Genomic DNA, 19583 nt, shown 5'->3' with positions numbered 1-19583 from the left:
GATCCGACCGGTCATCCCCCGATCAGGTCGAGCCATTCCCGTTCGCTCAGCACCGTCACGCCCAGTTCACGCGCCTTGGCGGCCTTGCTGCCGGCGTCGGCGCCGACCACCACGTAGTCCGTGCGCTTCGACACCGACCCGGTGACCTTGGCACCCTGCGTCTGGGCGCGCTCCTGCGCTTCCTCGCGGGTCATGGTTTCCAGCGTGCCGGTGAACACCACGGTTTTGCCGGCCACCGGCGTGTTTCCCGCCTTCGGCCGCTCGGCGTCCAGCACCCGCAAGCCGGCTTTGCGCAAGCCCTGGATGATCGCGCGGTTGCGCTCCTCCAGGAAAAAGCCGGCGATCTCCTCCGCCGCCACCTCGCCCACGTCGGGCACGCGGACCAGCGCGTTCCACGCCTCGCCCGGCATTTCGCGGGCCGCCCCGACCATGGCGTCGCGCCACGCCTCCAGCGTGCCGTAGTGCTCGGCCAGCGCCTTGGCGGCGTTGCTCTTGACGTCCTTGATGCCGAGCATGCCGATCACCGTCTCCAGTCGCAGCGCTGGCTGGTTGGCGTAGAAGTCCACCTTGGCGATGTTCTCCGCATCGGCGAACCACGCCAGCAGCGCCGACACCGTCGACGGGCCGACGCCCTTGAGCGCCGTCAGTTGGCGCCACGCAGCACCCGGCATCGCTGCGACGGCGGCGTCCATGCCCGCCAGCCACGCGTCCAGCGAGACATAGTGCCGGGCCAGCGCGCGCGCCGTCACCTCGCCCACATGGCGGATGCCCAGGCCGAAGATCACCCGGTGCAGATCGATGCCGTTGCGGCGCTCGTTGATCGCCTTGAACAGGTTCTCGACCGACTTCTCCTTCCAGCCCGGTCGGCCGAGGATCTGAATGGCGCCGTCGCGCGCACGCTCCTCCAGCGTGAAGATGTCCACGGGCGAGCGGACCAGACCGTCGTCCCAGAATTCCTCGATGATTTTTTCGCCCAAGCCCTCGATGTCGAAGGCGTTGCGGCTGACGAAGTGGCGCAGGCGTTCCTTGGCCTGGGCCGGGCAGATCAGGCCGCCGGTGCAGCGCCGCACCACCTCGCCCTCCTCGCGCACGGCGAGGCTGCCGCACTCCGGGCAGTGGTCGGGGAAGCGGTAGGGCTCGGTATCGGCCGGGCGCTGGGACTCGACGACGCTGACCACCTGCGGGATCACGTCGCCGGCCCGCTGCACGACGACCAAATCGCCGACGCGGATGTCCTTGCGGGCGATTTCGTCCTCGTTGTGCAGCGTGGCGCGGCTGACCACGACGCCGCCGACCGTGATGTCCTCCAACTCGGCCACTGGGGTCAGCGCGCCGGTGCGGCCGACCTGGATGGTGATGCCCTTGAGCCGCGTCTGCGCCCGCTCGGCCGGGAACTTGTGGGCGATGGCCCAGCGCGGCGCGCGCGACACGAAGCCCAGCCGCTCTTGCAAGTCCAGCCGGTCCACCTTGTAGACGACACCGTCGATGTCGAACGGCAAGGACGAGCGCCGCTGGCCGACCTGCTCGTAATAGTGCAGCAGCGTTTCCACGCCGTCCACGTGCGCGGCCGGGCGGTTCAGCGCGAAGCCCCAGTCCTTCAGCCGCTCGCGGATGCCCCACTGGGTGTCGGCAATGCGTTCCGACACCTCGCCCAGCGCGTAGCCGAAGAAGCACAGCGGCCGAGCCGCGGTGATCTTCGGGTCGAGCTGGCGCAAGGAGCCGGCGGCGGCGTTGCGCGGGTTGGCGAACAGCGGCTCACCCTTGTCGGCGCGGGCGCGGTTCATCTCCAGGAACTCGTTGCGGTTCATGTACACCTCGCCGCGCACCTCCAGCACGGCGGGAATGAGAAGTGGTACAGCTTTGGACTTCAGCACCTTTTGTGTGGGATGGAGCGGGATAGGCACAGCGCTAATCGGAGTGCTGAGGAATCTTACATTCTTTCGTTCGGCCCGTGGGGGCTTTCTGACATTTCGCTTGTTTGCCCACGGCGTGCTGGAGGGCCTTCTCGTTTTTTTGAGAATCTTCGGCACGTCCTTGATGGTCATCACGTTGGCGGTGACGTCCTCGCCCTCCGCACCGTCGCCGCGGGTGGCGGCCAGCACCAGCCGCCCGTCCTCGTACCGCAACGAACAGGACAGCCCGTCGATCTTCGGCTCGGCCACGAAGGCGATGGGCGTGTCCTCGCCCCAGCCCAGGAAGCGGCGGATGCGCGCCACGAACTCCGCGGCGTCCTCCGGCGCAAAGGCGTTGCCCAGCGACAGCATCGGCACGGCGTGCCGCACCTTCCCGAACCCCGCCGCCGGGGCCGCGCCGACGCGCAGCGAGGGCGAATCGGCGCGTTGCAGTTCCGGGAAGCGCGCCTCGATGGAGCCGTTGCGGCGAACCAGCGCGTCGTATTCGGCGTCCGGGATTTCTGGCTGGTCTTGCTGGTGATAGAGCCGGTCGTGGTGGGCGATCTCCGCCGCCAACGCCGCCAGTTCAGCCTGCGCCTGCTCCAGGGTCAGCGCCTCCACGGGGGTGGCGCGCAGGGTGGCGGGCGTGGCGAAGAGGTCGGTCATGGTGCGGCTCGGCTTGCTGAGACGGGGCGAAACGGAGGACTGGCGGAAGCGCTGGTGTTGGGGCAACACTGGCACGACCGCCTGTGACGACGCTACGGATCCTTCATGCCCAGCCCTCCCGTCAAGCCCCTGACCATCGACGAGCGCATGCTGGTGGCCGCTGCGCTGGACCGCATCCTCTACGACGACCCGGAGCGCTTTTCGGCCGATGACGCGCGGTTGGTGCGCAGCCTCATCCCGCGCACCCGCATCTCCTGGCTGAGCCTCGGCTTCCGCGCCGAGACGCAGGGGCCGTCGGTGGGCGGCGAGGCGGCCGGCATCGGCTCGGTGGAGATGGAGGGCGACCGCAAGGTCGTGAAAGGCAGCGTCGGCGAGAGCGCCGAGTGGCGCTGCGGCCAGTACAAGGTCAGCAACTACGGCGACGGCCTGGAAGTCTGGCAGGTCATGAGCAACGAGTTCGACGAGCAGCCAAAGGGCGCCCGCCTGGAGTTCGCCGCCGCCGACACCCCGCGGCGTCTGCTGTTCTTCCGTCCCCGCGACGTGGCGATCCCCATCCCCTTCACCAGATACCAGGTCGGCCTGCGCATGGGCGCCTGGGGGCCGTGGAAGGTGGTTGGATAGGCATCCCGCGGCGTGTGCGTGTTATGCCGCACACACGCGATGGTGTGCAATTCGCGCCCGCTGTGCTGAAATGGAATGCCGGCCGGGAATGGACCCGGCCGGCAATCAAGGGAGAACAAGATGGAAGACCCCATCTTCTCTCTCGAGCTTCGTTTCCGGGGATGGCGGATCAAGATCCGCATCACCTTAACGCGACGCTAGAGGTGGCCGGGGGTGTTACGAGCACCCCCGGCTTCCTTCAAGATAGCAATTCTCCCCGCCCGAGACAACCGCCCCACTCAGATTCGCCGGGCCAGCGCCAGCAACCCGCCCGCGCCAATCATCAGGCCGCCGCTCAGCCGGTTCAGGCTGCGCACCGCCGAGGTGCTGGACAGGCGCGCGGCGATGGTCTGGCCGCCCGCCGCGTACGTCATGATCCAGCCGTACTCGATCACCGCCATCACGGCGACCAGGGCGGTGAGCTGCGGCAGCAGCGGGCGTTCCGGCTCGATGAACTGTGGGAACAGCGCGGCCATGAACACCAGCGCCTTGGGGTTGCTGAAGGCGACCAGCGCGCCCCGCACGAACAGGCGCCCGGCCGAGCCCGCCGCGTCGGCCGGTGCGGCGTCGCCCGGCGCGGCGTCACGTGGGCGCACGGCTTCGACCGGAGCGCGCCATGTGCTGTAGCCGAGCCATGCGAGATAGCCGACACCCAGCCATTTAATGGTCAGGAAAGCCGGTTCGGAGGCGGCCAGCACCGCACCCAGGCCCAGCACCGACGCCGTAGCCAGAACGGTCAGCGCCGCCACCATGCCGAACCCCGCCCACGCCGCCTGACGCACGCCGAAGCGCAGGCCGACGCTCATGGCGAGCAGCATGTTCGGGCCGGGCGTCGCCGAGACGACGAAGGTGGTGACCAGGAACAGACCGAGCGTGTGCCAGCTCATGATGCGCTTCCTACCCGCGCCCGGCGATCAGGCTGTCGGCGGCGGCGCGCGCCTCGGCGGTGACGGTGGCGCCGGAGAGCATGCGGGCGATCTCCTCGCGGCGCTCGTCGCCGTCCAGTTCGGCGACGCCGGTGGTCACGATCTGCCCCTTGACCGCCTTCTGCACCTTCAAATGCACGGAGCCGCGCGCCGCGACCTGCGGGCTGTGCGTCACCACCAGCACCTGAAGGCCGTGGCCCAGCGACTCCAGCCGCTGGCCGACCGCGGCGGCGACGGCGCCGCCGATGCCGGTGTCCACCTCGTCGAAAACCAGCGTGCCGACCGTGCTGGTCTGCGCCAGCACCACCTTCAACGCCAGCATGAAGCGCGCCAGTTCACCGCCCGAGGCGATCTTGTTGAGCGCCCCCGGCGGGGCGCCGGGGTTGGTGGCGACCTGGAAGGCGACTCGGTCCATGCCGGCCGGCCCCCAATCGGCGTCGCCCAGAGGCTCGACCAGCGTGCGGAACTTGGCCTTGTCGAGCTTCAGCGGCGGCAACTCGACCGCCACCGCCTTGTCGAGCAGGCCGGCGGCCTTCTGTCGCGCCTTGCTGAGATCCTCGGCGGCGGTGCGGTAGGTCTCGCGCGCCGCCTCCGCCTGCTTGGCGAGGCGGGCGAGCAGGTCGCCCTGGTCCTCGATCAGCGCCAATCGGCCGGCCATGTCGTCGCGCAACGCCGCCAGCCCGTCCACCGCGACGCCATGCTTGCGCGACGCGGCGCGCAGCGCGAACAGGCGCTCCTCCAGCTTTTCCAGCGCCGCCGGGTCCATGTCCACGTCGCTCGACGCGGCCTGGAGCGCGTTGACCGCCTCCGACGCCTCGGCGGCGGCGCGGTCGAGCGCGGCGATGGTCTGGTCCAGCTTGCCGCCGGCCTTCTCGGCGATGCGCGTCAGAATGCGCAAAGCCGAGGCCAGCGAGCGCTCGACGCCGCGGTCGCCGGACAACTCGGCGTAGGCGGAGTTCATCGCCTCGACGACCTTCTCGCGGTGCATCAGCACGGCGCGTGTCTCGGCCAGTTGCTCCTCTTCGCCGGGCACCGGGGCGAGGTCGTCCAGCTCGGCCACGGCGTGGCGCAGATATTCCTCTTCAGAGCGCGCGCGGGCAATTTCGCCGGCCGCGTTGGCGCGCGCGTCCTCGACCTGACGCCATGCGCGGTGCGCGGCGGCGACGTGCGCCGCCTTGCCGTCCAGGCCGGCGTAGGCGTCGAGCACGCTGCGGTGCGTGGCGGGGTTGAGCAGACCGTGCGTCTCGAACTGGCCGTGCACCTCAACCAGTTCCTCGCCCAGGCGCTTCAGCAGGCCGACGCCGACCGCCTGGTCGTTGACCCAGGCGCGCGAGCGGCCATCGGCGCTGACGGTGCGGCGGACCACCAGATGCTCATCCGGGTCCAGCCCCTGCTCGCGCAGGATGGCGAAGGCCGGGTGGTCGCCGGACAGGTCGAACTCCGCGGTGACGGAGGCCTGCTCGGCGCCGTGGCGGACCAGCGAGGAATCGCCGCGCGCGCCCAGCGCCAGCCCCAGCGCATCCAGCAGGATGGACTTGCCGGCGCCGGTCTCGCCGGTCAGCACGCACAGGCCGGGACGGAAGGACAGCGCCAGCCGTTCGATCAGGACGACGTCCCGGATCGTCAGCGCGGCGAGGGAGGACCGCCCTAGAACAGGGAGTTCCAGGCTTTGCTGAGCCACGATTTGGTGTTCCGCTCCGGCTGCAGTTTGTGCTCGACCAGCATGGCGTAGCTGTCCTGATACCATTCGCTGCCCGGGAAGTTGTGGCCGAGGACGGCGGCGGCGGTCGACGCCTCGTCGTTGACGCCGAGCGCCAGATAGCATTCGACGAGCCGGTGCAGCGCCTCGGCGGTGTGCGAGGTGGTCTGGTACTGCTCCACGACCGTGCGGAAGCGGTTGATGGCCGCCGTGTACTGCGCCTGACGCATGTAGAAGCGTCCGATCTCCATCTCCTTGCCGGCGAGGTGATCGTTGGTCAGGTCGATCTTGATGCGCGCGTCGCGGGCGTAGGGCGTATCCGGGAAGCGGCGCACCACGTCGGACAGCGCATCCAGCGCGCGGCGCGTCATGCGCTGGTCGCGGGCGACGTCGGTGATCTGCTCGTAATAGCTCAGCGCGCGCATGTAGTACGCGTACGCGACTTCCGGGCTGCCGGGGTGCAGCTGGATGAAGCGGTCGAGCGCCAGGATGGCGTCGTCGTACTTCAGGTTCTCATAGTGCGCGTAGGCCGCGCGCAGCTGGGCACGGGTCGCCCAGGCCGAGTAGGGGTGCTGACGCTCCACCTCGTCGAACAGCTTGGCGGCGGTCTTGTAATTCTCCTTCTTCATGTTGGCTTCCGCCTCATCGAAGATCTGCTCGGGCGGACGCTCGACGTAGGCGAGGTCGTCCTTGTCGGACGAACAGGCCGCGAGCGCGGACACGAGGAGGAGGGCGGCAACCGGCGTGCGGAGAAGGCGAGGGGAGGGCATCGTCGTCTTAGGACCGTGAAATGGTGGCCTTATATAGCACGCCCGAGCGCGGGCGCGGCAAGTCGGATCAGTCGGGGAGGGGAGAAAGGCTGCCGTGCCGGAATGATCATGGCGGGACGCCGGCCTCCTCTTTTGAGATATGACATAAGAAAACCTCTATAAGCAATTGATAAAATTCAATGTTTCAGAGATTTTCGTTGCGCTGGAATCCCATGTGTGGTGCGCGTCGCGGTTACGCAACCCCAGCAGGGGAGGGGGCTTTGTACGATTCTGACCGGCACGGCGCGGCAGGGGAGGGCGGAACGCGCGACTCCTGCGACAGACTGTCGGGCAGGGCAGGGGGTTCGCACAAAACAAAACGCCCTCCCCAGGGAGGGGAGGGCGTTCCAGGCTGGCCCAACGCCTGGAAAACTACCGGAGGAACGCTCAGGCGACGGCGCGCGGCTCGTAAGCGCACCAGCCCGACGGCAGCATGGCGGCGGGCGTGTCGTAGCACCACGCCGAGCGGTCGGCGAACAGCGCGCGCAGCAACTGGTTGTTCATCGCGTGACCGGCGCGGCTGCCGTGGTAGCGGCCGAGAATCGGTCCACCGGCGAGGTACAGGTCGCCCACCGCGTCGAGGATCTTGTGGCGGACGAACTCGTCCGGGCTGCGCAGGCCATCGGCGTTGAGCACGCGGTCCTGCTCCTTGTCGACGACGACGGCGTTGTCGAGCGAGCCGCCGCGGGCCAGACCGGCGCGTTGCATGGCTTCCACGTCGTGCAGAAAGCAGAAGGTGCGGGCGGCGCCGATCTCCTGGCCGAAGTGGCCGGCGGACAGCTCGAAATGGCCGGTCTGCTGGCCGATCACCGCGCTGTCGAAGTCGATCTCGAAGCTGAATACCGCGCTCTGCGACGGCATCAGCGTGGCCGTGGTGCGGCCCGAACCGATGGTGACCGGCTTGAGAATGCGGATGACGTGGCGAACGGCGTTCTGCTCGACCCGGCCGGCGCGCTCGATCGCGGCCACGAAGGGCGCGGCGCTGCCGTCCATGATCGGCACTTCCGGGCCGTCGATGGAGAGGATGGCGTTGTCGATGCCGCAGCCGGCCAGCGCCGCCAGGACGTGCTCCACCGTGCCGACCGTGGTGCCCTCGGCGTTGCCGAGCACGGTGCACAGGCGGGTGTCCACGACGTTGTCGTAGGTCGCCGGAATGCGCGCGGCGAAACCACGCTTGTCGGTGCGGATGAAGGTGATGCCGGCTTCGGGCGCCGCAGGCGAAATCGTCAGCGTGGCCGAGGCCCCGGAATGCAGGCCGATGCCGGTGCAGCGAATGACAGACTTCAGCGTGTGCTGAAACATTCCGTCCGTATTACCACCGATGTGAGTCACGGCAACGTCCTGAGCTGGTCTCGTTCGTGGGCGCTGCCGCCGATTCTGTTCACCGAACTGCTCACGGTATGTTCGCGACGGCAACAAAACGACTTGGCAAAAAACCACACATGCTACCTAGCACCGTACCCCGACCAGGACAAATCACTCTTTATTACGGAATGTTGCAATCGGCCTAGGCCGGTCGGCCAGGGCAAGAACCAGACGTGACAAAGGGACCTCCGGGGTGCGCGGGGCACCCCGGAGGCAAGTCAAGGAAGGTTCCGAGAGGACCCGCCGGCCTTTGGAAGACCAGTGCCGGCGGGGTGCTTTACTTGGTCGTCCTCAGTTCGCCTGACGGCGCAGGAAGGCCGGAATGTCCAGCACGTCTTCCTCCGTCGCCTGCATCTTCGGCTGCGGGGCAGCCTGGATGCCGAGGCTCGGCTGTTGCGGCTGCGGGGCGGCCACCGGCTGCTGCGGCTGTTGCGGCGCCATCTGCATCTGCGGCTGCGGCTGCATCTGCGGCTGGGGCTGCGCGAGCGGAACCTGCGGCGCCGGCTCGTCCTTGCGGCCGCGGCCGAGGCCGGTGACCAGACCGAACAGCGACATGCGCTTCTTGGCCTGGGCGTCCGGCGTGTCGGCGATCGGCGGAGCGACGGCCGGGGCGGGACCGGCGGTCATCGGGCGGGGACCGGGGTCGACGGCCTTCGGCGGGATGAAGGCGCCGTCACGGCGTTCGGCGTGCAGCGAGCCGGCCGGAGCGTGCGTCGGCGCCGGAGCCGGAGCCGGAGCGGCCTCGGCGACCGGGGCCGTGGCGACCGGAGCTTCATAGTAGGCGACCGGAGCGGCTTCGGCGACCGGCGCGGCAACCGGGGCGGCCGGCTGGGCGACCGGGGCTTCCATGGCGTACGCGGTCGCCGTGGTGGTGACCGGCTGCGTCTTCAGGGCCGACGCGGTGGCCGCGGCCGGCATGGGAATCGGCGCCGCGGTGGCGAGGCCGGCGATGCCGCTGACGGCGGCTGGGGCGGTGGCGCCCAGGCCCGGCATGGCGACGCCCGGCTTGCGCGTGCGGTCGGAGACCACCGAAAGGTTGACGGGGTGCGCGGACGGGCGCGGGTGGGCCATGGAGGCGGCGTCGATGCCGGTGGCGACCACCGACACGCGCATGGTGCCGTCCATCGAGCTGTCGAAGGTCGAGCCGAAGATGATGTTGGCTTCCGGGTCGACCTCGTCGCGGATGCGGTTGGCCGCCTCGTCGACTTCGAAAAGGGTCATGTCGTAGCCGCCGGTGATGTTGATGAGGACACCGCGCGCCCCCTTCATCGACACGTCGTCCAGCAGCGGGTTGGAGATGGCGGCCTCGGCGGCGTCGATGGCGCGGCGCTCGCCCATGGCTTCGCCGGTGCCCATCATTGCCTTGCCCATCTCGGTCATCACCGAACGGATGTCGGCGAAGTCGAGGTTGATCAGGCCGGGCATGACCATCAGGTCGGTCACGCCGCGCACGCCGGAGTGCAGCACGTCGTCGGCCATCTTGAAGGCGTCGGCGAACGTGGTCTTCTCGTTGGCGATGCGGAAGAGGTTCTGGTTCGGGATGATGATCAGCGTGTCGACGTACTGCTGAAGCTCGGCGATGCCGGCCTCGGCCAGACGCATGCGGTGCGCACCTTCGAAGTGGAAGGGCTTGGTCACCACGCCGATGGTCAGCACGCCGCGCTCACGCGCCGCGCGCGCGATGACCGGAGCCGCGCCGGTGCCCGTGCCGCCGCCCATGCCGGCGGTGATGAACACCATGTTGGAGCCTTCGAGATAGCTGACGATCTCGTTGACCTGCTCCTCGGCCGAGGCCCGGCCGACGTCGGGCTTCGAGCCCGCGCCCAGACCGCGCGTCGTCGTGGTGCCGAGCTGGAGGCGCTTCTCGCAAAGGCTGCCCTTGAGCGCCTGCGCGTCGGTGTTGCCGACGACGAAGTCCACACCTTCCAGGTTCGACTTGATCATGTTGTTGACGGCGTTGCCGCCGGCGCCGCCGACACCGAACACGGTGATGCGCGGCTTCAGCTCGGTCTCGATGGGGGGGATGCTGACGTTGATCATGTTAGCCTCTCCTCAGCCTTCCTTGGTTTCGTTCGTTAGCTCTGTCGCTCTCGGTGCCGGTTGGTTCCGGCGGGGTTTTAGGCGGTGAAACGTCTTTGGGATATCCCATCACAGGTTCTCCCGCAGCCACGAACCGACCCGTCCCCAGATGCCGCCGCCGGTCATGGCCTCGTGGGCGCTGACCGGCAGTTCGGTTGGGTGGCGGACGGCATGGATCAGCAGGCCGGCGGCCGTCGAGAAGGCCGGGCCGCCGTTCGCCTCGGCGAGGCCGCCGATGCGCGTCGGCCGGCCGAGCCGGACCTGCTTGTCGAGGATGAGCTGGGCAAGCTCGCGCGTTCCCGGCAACTGGCTGGCCCCGCCGGTCAGGACGACGCGGCGTCCAGCCAGCTTGGCGAAGCCCGATTGCTCCAGGCGCGAGCGCACCAGCTCGAAGATTTCTTCCAGGCGCGGCTGGATGATGCGGACCAGCAGCGACTTGGGCACGTGGTTGCCCGACGCGCGCTCCTCCTCGCCGACCTGGGGAACGTCGATCATCTCGCGTTCGTCCGCCGCGCTCGCCATGGCGCTGCCGTACAGCGTCTTCATGCGCTCGGCGTGGACGACGGGGGTGGTCAGGCCGCGGGCGATGTCGTTGGTGACGTGGCTGCCGCCGACCGGGATGCAGTCGGTCCACACCATCTGACCCTCGAAAAAGACCGAAATCGTCGTGGTGCCGCCGCCCATGTCGATGCACGCGACGCCCAGCTCCATCTCGTCCTCGACCAGGGTGGCCAGCGCCGAGGCGTAGGGGCTGACCACCATGGACTCGATATCCAGGTGGCAGCGCGCCACGCAGGTCTGAAGGTTGCGCACCGCGCCGGCCGCGGCGGTGATGACGTGGACGTGCACGGCCAGCCGGTCGCCGTACATGCCCTTGGGGTCGCGGATACCGCGGTTGCCGTCCAGCGAGAACCCCACCGGCAGCGCGTGGATCAGCGTCGAATCGGCGCCGACCTGCAAGGCACGGGCGTGCGCCAGCGCGCGCCTGAGGTCGCCGTCGGTCACCTCCTGGCCGGACACCGAGACCTCGGCGTTGAAGGTGTGCGACACGGGATGGCCGCCCGACACGTTGACTACCACGTCGCGGATCGTCTCGCCGGCCATCTGCTCGGCCGCGTGAACGGCGGCGCCGATGGAGGTCTCGGCCGCTTCCATGTCGTTGATGGCGCCGGCGCGCACGCCGGCCGCCAGCTGGTGCCCGACGCCGATGACCTTGACGTTGCCCTGGTCCTCGATCCGCGCGATGAAGCAGCAGACCTTGGTCGAGCCGACGTCCAGCGCCGCGACGATGCCGCCGCGCGTTGCCCGTTTCGGCTTCTTGCCGCCGTTGAAGGCCATCTTCATCACGTCTTCTTTCCCGACTTCTTCTTATCGTCTTCCATGCCCGGCAGGATGACGGTCGTCTGAAGCACCATGCGGTCGGGCTGGCGCAGATCGACCACGACGATGTCGCGGTCCAGCACCTTGCCCGTGGCGTCCATGTCGGCGAGCTGGCGCAGCGCCGTCAGCATGCCGCCCTCGGGCAGCTTGACGACGACGCCGTTGTCCATGGTCAGGTCCCAGCGCCGGTCGCCCACCCAGGTCGCGGCCTTCAGCCGCTTGTGGACGGCGGGCACGCGGTCGAAGGCGGCCAGCAGCTTCTGCACCTGGGCCGGCGCGTTGGCGCCGATCACCTGCGGCAGGCGCTCCACGTCGCGGTTGCCGCGGCGCGCCAGTTCGGCGGCGTCGGCCAGCGGACGGCCCTCGCGGTCGATGACGGTGAACTTGCGATCGTGCTGCCAGATCGCCATCGGCTGGCGCTCGGACAAGCGGACGTACAGCGTGTCCGGCAGGTGCCGCTCGATGGAGGCCGAAGCCACCCAGGGCAGTTGCTCCAGCCGCGCCTTGGCGTCCGTCAGATCGATGTCGAGGATCGGAGCGCCTCGCTCGACGCCCAGCGTCTTCAGCACCACCTCCGGCTCGGTCGCGGTGCGGCCGTGCACCGCCACGTCCTGCACCGCCAGCCCGATCTCGGCGCTGGTGGTGATGAAGGCGGTGCGCGCGTTGGTGATGGCGCTGCCCAGCGTGCCGGCGCGCACGTGCCAGATGCCGGCGCCGAGCAGACCGGTCACCGGCAGCAGCAGCACCGCGATCTTCATAGCCGGCTTGGTCCAGCGCGGCCACGCGCGGCGGCGATTGCCGCGCTGGGCGGCGTGCGCCATGGCGCGCGGCGGCGCCGGCGTGTCCTTGGCCGTGCCCGAGGTGGGCGTGCGGGGCGGGGCGCTCAGGCGTGCTGACATGAGGCGTTCTCCACCAGCCAACTCACCAGCGCACCGTAGGAGATTCCCACGTGCGCCGCCTGCTCGGGCACCAGCGACAGCGGCGTCATGCCCGGCTGGTTGTTGATTTCCAGGAAGTACAGGCCCTCGGTGCCGGGCTTGGACTCGTCCCAACGGAAGTCGCTGCGCGACACGCCGCGGCAGCCCAGCGTCTCATGCGCCACGACGGCGAGGCGTTTGGCCTCCTCAGCGACAGCGTCGGGAATTGCGGCCGGCAGCGTGTGCACGGCGTGCCCGGCGCTGTACTTGGCCGTGTAGTCGTAGACCTGCGCCTCGAAGACGATTTCCGTCACCGTCAAGGCCCTGGTGTCCTTACCGCCTGCGCCCATGACGGCGACGGTCAGCTCGCGGCCGGGAATGAACTCTTCGACCAGGGCGCGCTCGCCAAAGGTCCAGGAATCGCCCACCGGGCTGTTCTGCCCCTCGCGCACCAGCGTGACGCCGACCGTCGAACCCTCGTCCACCGGCTTGACGATGTACGGCGCCGGCATCGGGTGGGCGCCGCCGGTTAGCTCGCCCTTGGTCAGGACGATGCCCTTGGGCGAGCGCACCCCGGCGGAGGCCAGCACGCGCTTGGTCATCTCCTTGTCCATGGCGACGGCCGAGGCGCGCACGCCGGAATGCGTGTAGGCGAGCCCCAGGAAATCCAGAACGCCCTGGATGGTGCCGTCCTCGCCACCGCGCCCGTGCAGCGCGTTGAAGACGACGTCCGGCCGCGGGTCGCTCAGCGCCGTGACCAAGCCGTTGAGGTCGCGCTGCACGTCCACCGCGGTGACTGTGTAGCCTTCCTCCTCCAGCGCCTTGGCGACGCCGGCCCCGGAGACCAGCGACACCTCGCGCTCGGCCGACCAGCCGCCCATCAGCACCGCGACATGCTTCTTGCGCGTGGTCATGCGGCGTCTCCCTTGGGCACACCGATACGCTTGATTTCCCACTCCAGCGACACGCCGGACGTCTCCAGCACGCGCCGCCGCACCTCCTCGCCCAGCGCTTCCAGATCCGCCGCGCTGGCCGCATCGAGGTTGAGCAGGAAGTTGCAGTGCTTCTCCGACACCTGGGCGTCGCCGACGCGCAGGCCGCGGCAGCCGGCCTCGTCGATGAGCTGCCACGCCTTCCTGTCGCCGGGCGGATTCTTGAAGGTCGAGCCGCCGGTGCGTGCGCGGACCGGCTGGGTGTCGCCGCGCTTGTCGGAAATCTCGGCCATGCGCCGCGCGATGGCGAGCGGCTCGTCCTCGCTGCCCTCCAGCACGGCGCCGGTGAAGATCACGTCGTCCGGCACCGCGCAGTGGCGGTAGGTGAAGCCCATCGCCTCGTTGGAGAAGGTGAGGATCTGGCCCTGGCGGTCCACCGCCTGCGCCGCCACCAGCACGTCCTTGATCTCGCGGCCATAGGCGCCGCCGTTCATGCGCAGCGCGCCGCCGATGGTGCCGGGGATGCCCGACAGGAACTCCAGCCCGGCAATCCCCGCGTCCCGCGCCACCGTCGCGACGTGCAGGTCGAGCGCCGCACCGCCCACGGTGACGCGCGTGCCCGCCGCGTCGATCCCGGCGAAGCCGCGGCCCAGGCGGATCACCACGCCGGGAATGCCGCCGTCGCGGATCAGCAGGTTGGACGCCACGCCGACCACGGTGACCGGAACGTCGTCGGGCAGGGCCGCCAGGAACTCGGCCAGATCCTCGGCGTCGGCCGGGCGGAACATCACCTCGGCCGGGCCGCCGACGCGGAACCACGTCACGTTCGCCAGCGGCGCGTCGGCGGTCAGCCGGCCGCGGCACTTGGGCATCAGGTCGATGAGGTGGAAGTTGGTCATGGCCCGCGCAGCCGTCATCCGTTCCTCCCCTCGTACAGCTTGTCCAGTTCGCCCGGCAAGGTGTTGGCCCACTGCGTGATGTTGCCGGCCCCCAGGCAGACGACGAAATCGCCGGGGCGCGCGATCTCGCGCACGAGCTGCGGCAGCTCGTCCGGGCCGTGCAGCGGGATCACGTGGCGATGGCCGTGCATGCGCAGGCCCTCGACCAGGGCGTCGCGGCTGACGTTCTCCATGGGCTGCTCGCCGGCCGCGTAGACGTCGGCGACGATGACCGCGTCGGCGTCGTTGAAGCAGGTGCAGAAGTCTTCGAACAGGCTGGCGAGGCGCGAATAGCGGTGCGGCTGCACGACGGCGATGGTGCGGCCCTTGCCGGCGGTGCGCGCGGCGCGCAGCACGGCGGCGATCTCCACCGGGTGGTGGCCGTAATCGTCGATGACCGTGACGCCGTTCGACACGCCGGTGCGGGTGAAGCGGCGCTTGACCCCCTGGAACGAGGTGAAGCTGTCGCGCATCGCCTCGTTGGCGATGCCCATCTCATGGCCCACCGCGAAGGCGGCCAGCGCGTTCTGCACGTTGTGCGGCCCGAACATCGGCAGGCGCACGCCCGAAAGTGTCGCGGCCTTGCCCGAGGTGCGGTCGGTGATGATGACGTCGAAGACGGCGCCCTCGGCGCCCAGGCGCACGTTGTCGGCGCGCACGTCGGCCTGCGGCGAGAAGCCGTAGGTGATGATGCGGCGGTCCGACACGCGCGGGATCATCGCCTGCACCTCGGGGTGGTCGATGCACAGCGCGGCGAAGCCGTAGAACGGGATGTTCTGGACGAAGGTGTCGAAGGCGGCGCGCTCGTGCTCGAAGGTGCCGTAGTGATCCAGGTGCTCGGGGTCCATGTTGGTGACGACCGCGATGCAGGCCGGCAGCTTGGTGAAGGTGCCGTCGGACTCGTCGGCCTCGACCACCATCCAGTCGCCGGAGCCCAGGCGGGTGTTGGTGCCGTAGGCGTTGATGATGCCGCCGTTGATCACGGTCGGGTCGAGCCCGGCGTGCTCCAGCATGTGGCCGACCATGGAGGTGGTCGTGGTCTTGCCGTGCGTGCCGCCGATGGCGATGGCCCATTTCAGGCGCATCAGCTCGCCCAGCATCTCGGCGCGGCGCACCACGGGGATGAGGCCGGCGCGGGCGGCGACGACTTCGGGATTGTCCTTCTTCACCGCCGACGAGACGACGACCACCGCGGACGAGCCCAGATTCTCCCCCCGGTGGCCGATGGACACGGGAATCCCTAAGTCGCGCAGGCGCTTGACGTTGGCGCTCTCGGCGATGTCCGAACCCTGGACTTCATAGCCCAGGTTCTTCAGCACCTCGGCGATGCCGCTCATGCCGATGCCGCCGATGCCGACGAAATGGATGGTGCCGATGGAGAGGGGGAGAGCGCGCATATCGGTTTACTCGTGTTCGCTTATTCGTGACCGCGGCGCAGCGACAGGCGCAGCGTGGCGTCCACCGCGTCGTCCGACAGGACGGGGGGGAGGGGCATCGCCCCGGTGAGGATGTGCAGGCGGTCGCGCAGGAAGCCGTAGGCGGCGACGGCACGCGGCAGCAGCGGGCATTCCGGCCGCATGATCCAGCTCCGCTCCGTGCGGGTCAGCTCGGCCGGCCATTCGCGCAGCGGGCGGGTGGTGTTTCGCGTGACCGTGCGCGTCTTGATCATTCCGCTGCCTCCGTGGCGTTGGCGTGGTTTCCGTTTGCACCGGTGTTTCGGCCGGCCAGTTCCAGCACGGCGTCGGCGAGCGTCGCCGCGGCGGCGTCCGTGCCCCAGGCGGCGCTGGCCTGCGCGGCGCGCGTCAGTTGCGCCGGATCGGCCAGCAGCGCGGTCAGGCGTGCGGCCAGCGTCTCGGCGGTGAACTCCGGCTGCGGCACCAGCCACGCCGCACCGGCCTCGGCCACCGCGCGGGCGTTGGCGGTCTGGTGGTCGTCGGTGGCGAAGGGGTAGGGGACGAGCACCGCCGGGCGGCCGATGCAGGTCAGCTCGGCCACCGTGGACGCCCCGGCGCGGGTCACCGCGAGGTGCGCCGCGGCCAGCCGGTCCGGCACGTCGCGGAAGAAGCTTTCCAGCTCCACCCCGCCCAGGCCGAGCGGGGCGATGGCGGCGCGCACGCCCTCCAGATCCTCCGGCCGGCACTGCTGCGCCAGATGGATGCGCGACCGCAGGGCCGCGGGAAGCAGGGCCAGCGCCGCGGGCATGACGTCGCTGAAGATCCGCGCACCCTGGCTGCCGCCCATGACCAGCACGCGCACCGGGCCGTCCGCCGCGGGCGCGTCGTAGGGGGCGGCGCGCTTGGCGGCGACGGCCGGGCGAACCGGGTTGCCGGTCAGCACGATCTTGGCGGGCTCGCGCACGCCGGACACGGATGGATAGGCGACGGCCAAGCGCCGGGCGCTGGAGATCAGCAGGCGGTTGGCGCGGCCGAGCACGGCGTTCTGCTCGTGCAGCAGCACCGGCACGCTGGCCCGTCCGGCGGCGTAGACGGTCGGCACCGAGGGGTAGCCGCCGAAGCCGACGACCGCCGCCGGGGCGATCTGGCGGATCAGCGAGCGCGCATCGAAAATCCCGATGGCGAGCTGCACGGCACCCTTGAGCTTGCCGAGCACCCCGCCCGAAGGGGAGGCCGCGCGGATGCGGTGCACGGGGACTTCCGGCAGCGTGTCGCCGAAGGCATGGCCGCGCTTGTCGGTGATCAGCGTCACGGCGTGGCCGCGCGCCAGCAGTTCGCGCGCCAGCGCTTCCGCCGGGAAGATGTGTCCGCCGGTGCCGCCGGCCGCGAGGATGATGGGCTTCGGGGCCATGGTCAGTCTCCCGGTCCGAAGCGTTTGCGGGTCAGCGCCAGCACCATGCCCATGCCGAAGCCCAACGCGATCAGCGACGAGCCGCCGTAGCTGATGAAGGGCAGCGTCATGCCCTTGGTCGGCATGAGGTGCAGCGCCGAGCCCATGTTGATGGCCGCCTGCAATCCGAACTGGATCAGCAGGCCGGCGGCGGCGAGCAGCGCGAAGTAGTTGTTCTCGTTGAACACCCGCGCGAAGCCGCGCAGCACGATGAAGGCGAACAGGGCGACGACGAACAGGCAGAAGATCAGCCCCAGCTCTTCACCCGCGACGGCGAAGATGAAGTCGGCGTGGCTGTCCGGCAGGGAGAACTTCACCGTCCCCTGGCCAGGGCCGGTGCCCAGCAGGCCGCCGTTGGCGAACGCCTCCATGGAGCGGCTGACCTGATAGTTGTCGCCGGCCGCCGGGTCGAGGAAGCGGTCGATGCGGCTGGCGAAGTGCGGCAGCGTGTAATAGGCGCCGATCAGCCCGGCCACGCCCACCCCCGCCAGACCCATCACCAGCATGATGTTGAGGCCGGCCAGGAAGAACTGGGTGAACCACACGGCCGAGACCACGAAGGTCATGCCCATGTCCGGCTGGAGGACCAGCCCGGCCACGGTGACGCCGTACAGCGCGATGGAGACCAGCGCACCGGGGAAGCCGGGGTTGGTGCGCGACAGCGAGAACAGCCACGCGGCGACCACGGCGAAGGCCGGCTTGATGAACTCCGAGGGCTGGATCGACAGGCCCGGCACGTGAATCCAGCGCCGCGCGCCCTTGATCTCGACGCCGACGACCAGCGTGGCGAACACCAGCGCCAAGGCGACGAGATAGAGCGCCAGAGCCGCGCGCTTCACGCCCTTGGGCGACAGCAGCGAGATGAGGACCATGATCGCCACCGCCGGGACCAGCATCATCAGATGCCGCTCGACGAAGTAGAAGGTGTCCTGGATGCCGATGCGCTCGGCGACCGGGGGGCTGGCGGCGGTGATCAGCACCGTGCCCAGCCCCATCAGCACGGCCAGCGCGCCGAGCTGCAACCGGTCGATGGTCCACCACCAGCGCCCGAAGACCGACTGGTCGGTGCGGTCGAACGTCATCATGCCGCACCTCCTGAAAGCTCGTTCACAAAGCGGGCGAACGCATCGCCGCGCGCTTCGAAGCTGGTGAACTGGTCCCACGACGCGCAGGCCGGCGACAGCAGCACGCACGCCCCGGCGCGCTTTTCGGCCAGCGCCAGTTCCGCGGCCTTGGCGACCGCGATGTCCAGCGTTCCGCAACGGGTGTGCGGGACGTTGTGCGTCTCCAGCCACGCGGCGAATTGCTCGGTCGCCTCGCCGATCAGGAAGGCGTGGCGGACGCGGTCCATGTAGCCGTCCAGGCCGGTCAGCCCGGTCGACTTGGCCTGGCCGCCGAGGATCCAGTAGATCGGGTCGAAGGTCGCCAGCGCCTTCTCGGCGGCGTCGGCGTTGGTGGCCTTGCTGTCGTTGACGAAGCGCACGCTGTCGATGGTCCGCACCAGTTGCTGGCGGTGCGCCAGACCGGGGAACGTCGCCATCGCCGCGACGATGGCCGGCACCGGCACGCCCGCGGATTTGCACGCGGCGAACGCCGCGGCGGCGTTCTGCCAATTGTGCTTGCCCAGCAGCGTCGGGAAGCCCGCCAGATCGGCGACGCGCTCGGCCTTGCCCTGGGTGTCGTCGATCAGCCAGCCGTCCTCGGCGTAGACGCCGCCCGCGGCGCGCCCCTCGGCGGAGATCGGCCAGACGGTCTGGTCGCCCACCGCCTGCAAGTCCTCGCAGATCGTGCGGCAGATGGCGTCATCGACGCCGACGATGGCGGTGCGCGGCTTGGTCTGGCGGTGGAAGATCTGTTTCTTGGCCTGGACATAGCCGTCCATGCCGCCGTGCCGGTCCAGATGGTCCGGCGTGATGTTCAGCAGCACCGCCACGTCGAAGGTGATCGAGAGCGTCAGCTCCAGCTGATAGCTGGACATTTCCAGCACGTAGGTGCCGCCGACGCCCAGCGGCTCCAGCGTCAGCACCGGCGTGCCGAGGTTGCCGCCCACCGCGACGCGGCGCTTGGCCTCCTGCATCACGTGACCGATCAGCGAGGTCGTGGTGGACTTGCCGTTGGTGCCGGTGATGCCGACGTAGGCGGCGTCGCGCTCGGAGCGGCCCAGCAGCTCGATGTCGCAGACGATCTCCAGGTTGGCCTTGCGCGCGCGCTCGGCCACCGGGTGCGGCTTCGGGAAGGTGTGGGGAATGCCCGGCGACCAGACGATGGTCGTCAGCTCCGACAGGTTGGCGGTGTTGAGGTCGACGATGCGAAAACCCGCAGCGGCGGCCTCGTCGCGCTTGGCGGCGGTGTCGTCCCAGGCCCACACCTCGGCCCCGGCGCGGGTGAGCGCGTCGGCGGTGGCCATGCCGGACTTGCCCAGCCCCATGACCGCAACCGGAAGACCTTCCATGTAGAACAGGTTGATCATCGGCGT

At 69.6% G+C, this 19583-nt stretch carries 16 protein-coding genes and 1 pseudogene; 1 reads left to right on the top strand and 16 read right to left on the bottom strand.

The features are described from left to right. Positions 1–11: 11 nt before the first annotated feature. Both ligA and ACSVDD_RS29765 read right to left on the bottom strand, forming a co-directional pair. A complete protein-coding gene (gene ligA / locus ACSVDD_RS20220) occupies positions 12–2345 on the bottom strand; it encodes an NAD-dependent DNA ligase LigA (RefSeq protein WP_510167011.1) in 2334 nt (777 codons plus the stop codon). Continuing rightward, positions 2322–2558: pseudogene (locus tag ACSVDD_RS29765) on the bottom strand (DNA ligase LigA-related protein); the annotation flags it as partial. The pseudogene ACSVDD_RS29765 and the gene ligA, both read right to left, overlap by 24 nt. Before the next feature lie 105 nt (positions 2559–2663). On the opposite strand from ACSVDD_RS29765, the gene ACSVDD_RS20215 reads away from it, so the two are divergent. Next, positions 2664–3179 carry a hypothetical protein gene (locus ACSVDD_RS20215; protein WP_448191192.1) on the top strand — a complete coding sequence of 172 codons (516 nt, stop codon included), beginning with the start codon at positions 2664–2666 and terminating at the stop codon, positions 3177–3179. A 278-nt stretch (positions 3180–3457) separates the two neighbouring features. Here the strand turns inward: ACSVDD_RS20215 and ACSVDD_RS20210 are convergent, their stop codons facing one another. The 14 genes from ACSVDD_RS20210 to murD form a co-directional block, all read right to left on the bottom strand. Then, entirely contained in the window at positions 3458–4105 is a 648-nt protein-coding gene (locus tag ACSVDD_RS20210) for a LysE family translocator (RefSeq protein ID WP_448191191.1), read from the bottom strand. A 10-nt stretch (positions 4106–4115) separates the two neighbouring features. Next, on the bottom strand, positions 4116–5825 hold the full coding sequence (gene recN, locus ACSVDD_RS20205; RefSeq protein ID WP_448191190.1) for a DNA repair protein RecN: 1710 nt from the start codon (positions 5823–5825) through the stop codon (positions 4116–4118). Next, positions 5792–6613 (bottom strand): outer membrane protein assembly factor BamD, encoded by an 822-nt coding sequence (locus tag ACSVDD_RS20200; protein WP_448191189.1) that lies wholly within the window; start codon positions 6611–6613, stop codon positions 5792–5794. The genes recN and ACSVDD_RS20200 overlap by 34 nt, the downstream gene beginning before the upstream one ends. 426 nt (positions 6614–7039) lie before the next feature. Further along, the gene (gene lpxC, locus ACSVDD_RS20195) at positions 7040–7984 is read right to left on the bottom strand and encodes a UDP-3-O-acyl-N-acetylglucosamine deacetylase (RefSeq protein ID WP_448191188.1); all 945 of its coding nucleotides are present in this window, start codon (positions 7982–7984) and stop codon (positions 7040–7042) included. Between the two features lie 324 nt (positions 7985–8308). Continuing rightward, positions 8309–10057, bottom strand: coding sequence for a cell division protein FtsZ (gene ftsZ, locus ACSVDD_RS20190; RefSeq protein ID WP_448191187.1), 1749 nt, complete (start codon positions 10055–10057; stop codon positions 8309–8311). A 108-nt stretch (positions 10058–10165) separates the two neighbouring features. Beyond that, the gene (gene ftsA, locus ACSVDD_RS20185; protein WP_448191334.1) at positions 10166–11434 is read right to left on the bottom strand and encodes a cell division protein FtsA; all 1269 of its coding nucleotides are present in this window, start codon (positions 11432–11434) and stop codon (positions 10166–10168) included. Positions 11435–11439: 5 nt separating this feature from the next. Beyond that, the gene (locus ACSVDD_RS20180) at positions 11440–12375 is read right to left on the bottom strand and encodes a cell division protein FtsQ/DivIB (RefSeq protein WP_448191186.1); all 936 of its coding nucleotides are present in this window, start codon (positions 12373–12375) and stop codon (positions 11440–11442) included. Next, positions 12360–13307 carry a D-alanine--D-alanine ligase gene (locus ACSVDD_RS20175; protein ID WP_448191185.1) on the bottom strand — a complete coding sequence of 316 codons (948 nt, stop codon included), beginning with the start codon at positions 13305–13307 and terminating at the stop codon, positions 12360–12362. Before ACSVDD_RS20175 ends, ACSVDD_RS20180 begins: the two co-directional genes overlap by 16 nt. Then, on the bottom strand, positions 13304–14242 hold the full coding sequence (gene murB, locus ACSVDD_RS20170; RefSeq protein WP_448191184.1) for a UDP-N-acetylmuramate dehydrogenase: 939 nt from the start codon (positions 14240–14242) through the stop codon (positions 13304–13306). The genes ACSVDD_RS20175 and murB overlap by 4 nt, the downstream gene beginning before the upstream one ends. Then, the gene (gene murC, locus ACSVDD_RS20165) at positions 14239–15660 is read right to left on the bottom strand and encodes a UDP-N-acetylmuramate--L-alanine ligase (RefSeq protein WP_448191183.1); all 1422 of its coding nucleotides are present in this window, start codon (positions 15658–15660) and stop codon (positions 14239–14241) included. Before murC ends, murB begins: the two co-directional genes overlap by 4 nt. 20 nt (positions 15661–15680) lie before the next feature. Next, on the bottom strand, positions 15681–15932 hold the full coding sequence (locus ACSVDD_RS20160) for a hypothetical protein (RefSeq protein ID WP_448191182.1): 252 nt from the start codon (positions 15930–15932) through the stop codon (positions 15681–15683). Beyond that, the gene (murG, locus tag ACSVDD_RS20155; protein ID WP_448191181.1) at positions 15929–17068 is read right to left on the bottom strand and encodes an undecaprenyldiphospho-muramoylpentapeptide beta-N-acetylglucosaminyltransferase; all 1140 of its coding nucleotides are present in this window, start codon (positions 17066–17068) and stop codon (positions 15929–15931) included. Before murG ends, ACSVDD_RS20160 begins: the two co-directional genes overlap by 4 nt. Before the next feature lie 2 nt (positions 17069–17070). Then, the gene (locus ACSVDD_RS20150; protein ID WP_448191180.1) at positions 17071–18192 is read right to left on the bottom strand and encodes an FtsW/RodA/SpoVE family cell cycle protein; all 1122 of its coding nucleotides are present in this window, start codon (positions 18190–18192) and stop codon (positions 17071–17073) included. Then, the gene (gene murD / locus ACSVDD_RS20145; RefSeq protein WP_448191179.1) at positions 18189–19577 is read right to left on the bottom strand and encodes a UDP-N-acetylmuramoyl-L-alanine--D-glutamate ligase; all 1389 of its coding nucleotides are present in this window, start codon (positions 19575–19577) and stop codon (positions 18189–18191) included. Before murD ends, ACSVDD_RS20150 begins: the two co-directional genes overlap by 4 nt. Between the last annotated feature and the right edge of the window lie 6 nt (positions 19578–19583).

This window comes from Azospirillum terrae, assembly GCF_053470425.1.
The sequence above is the reverse complement of the archived record's forward strand: the minus strand, read 5'-3'. Positions and strand labels throughout refer to the sequence as shown.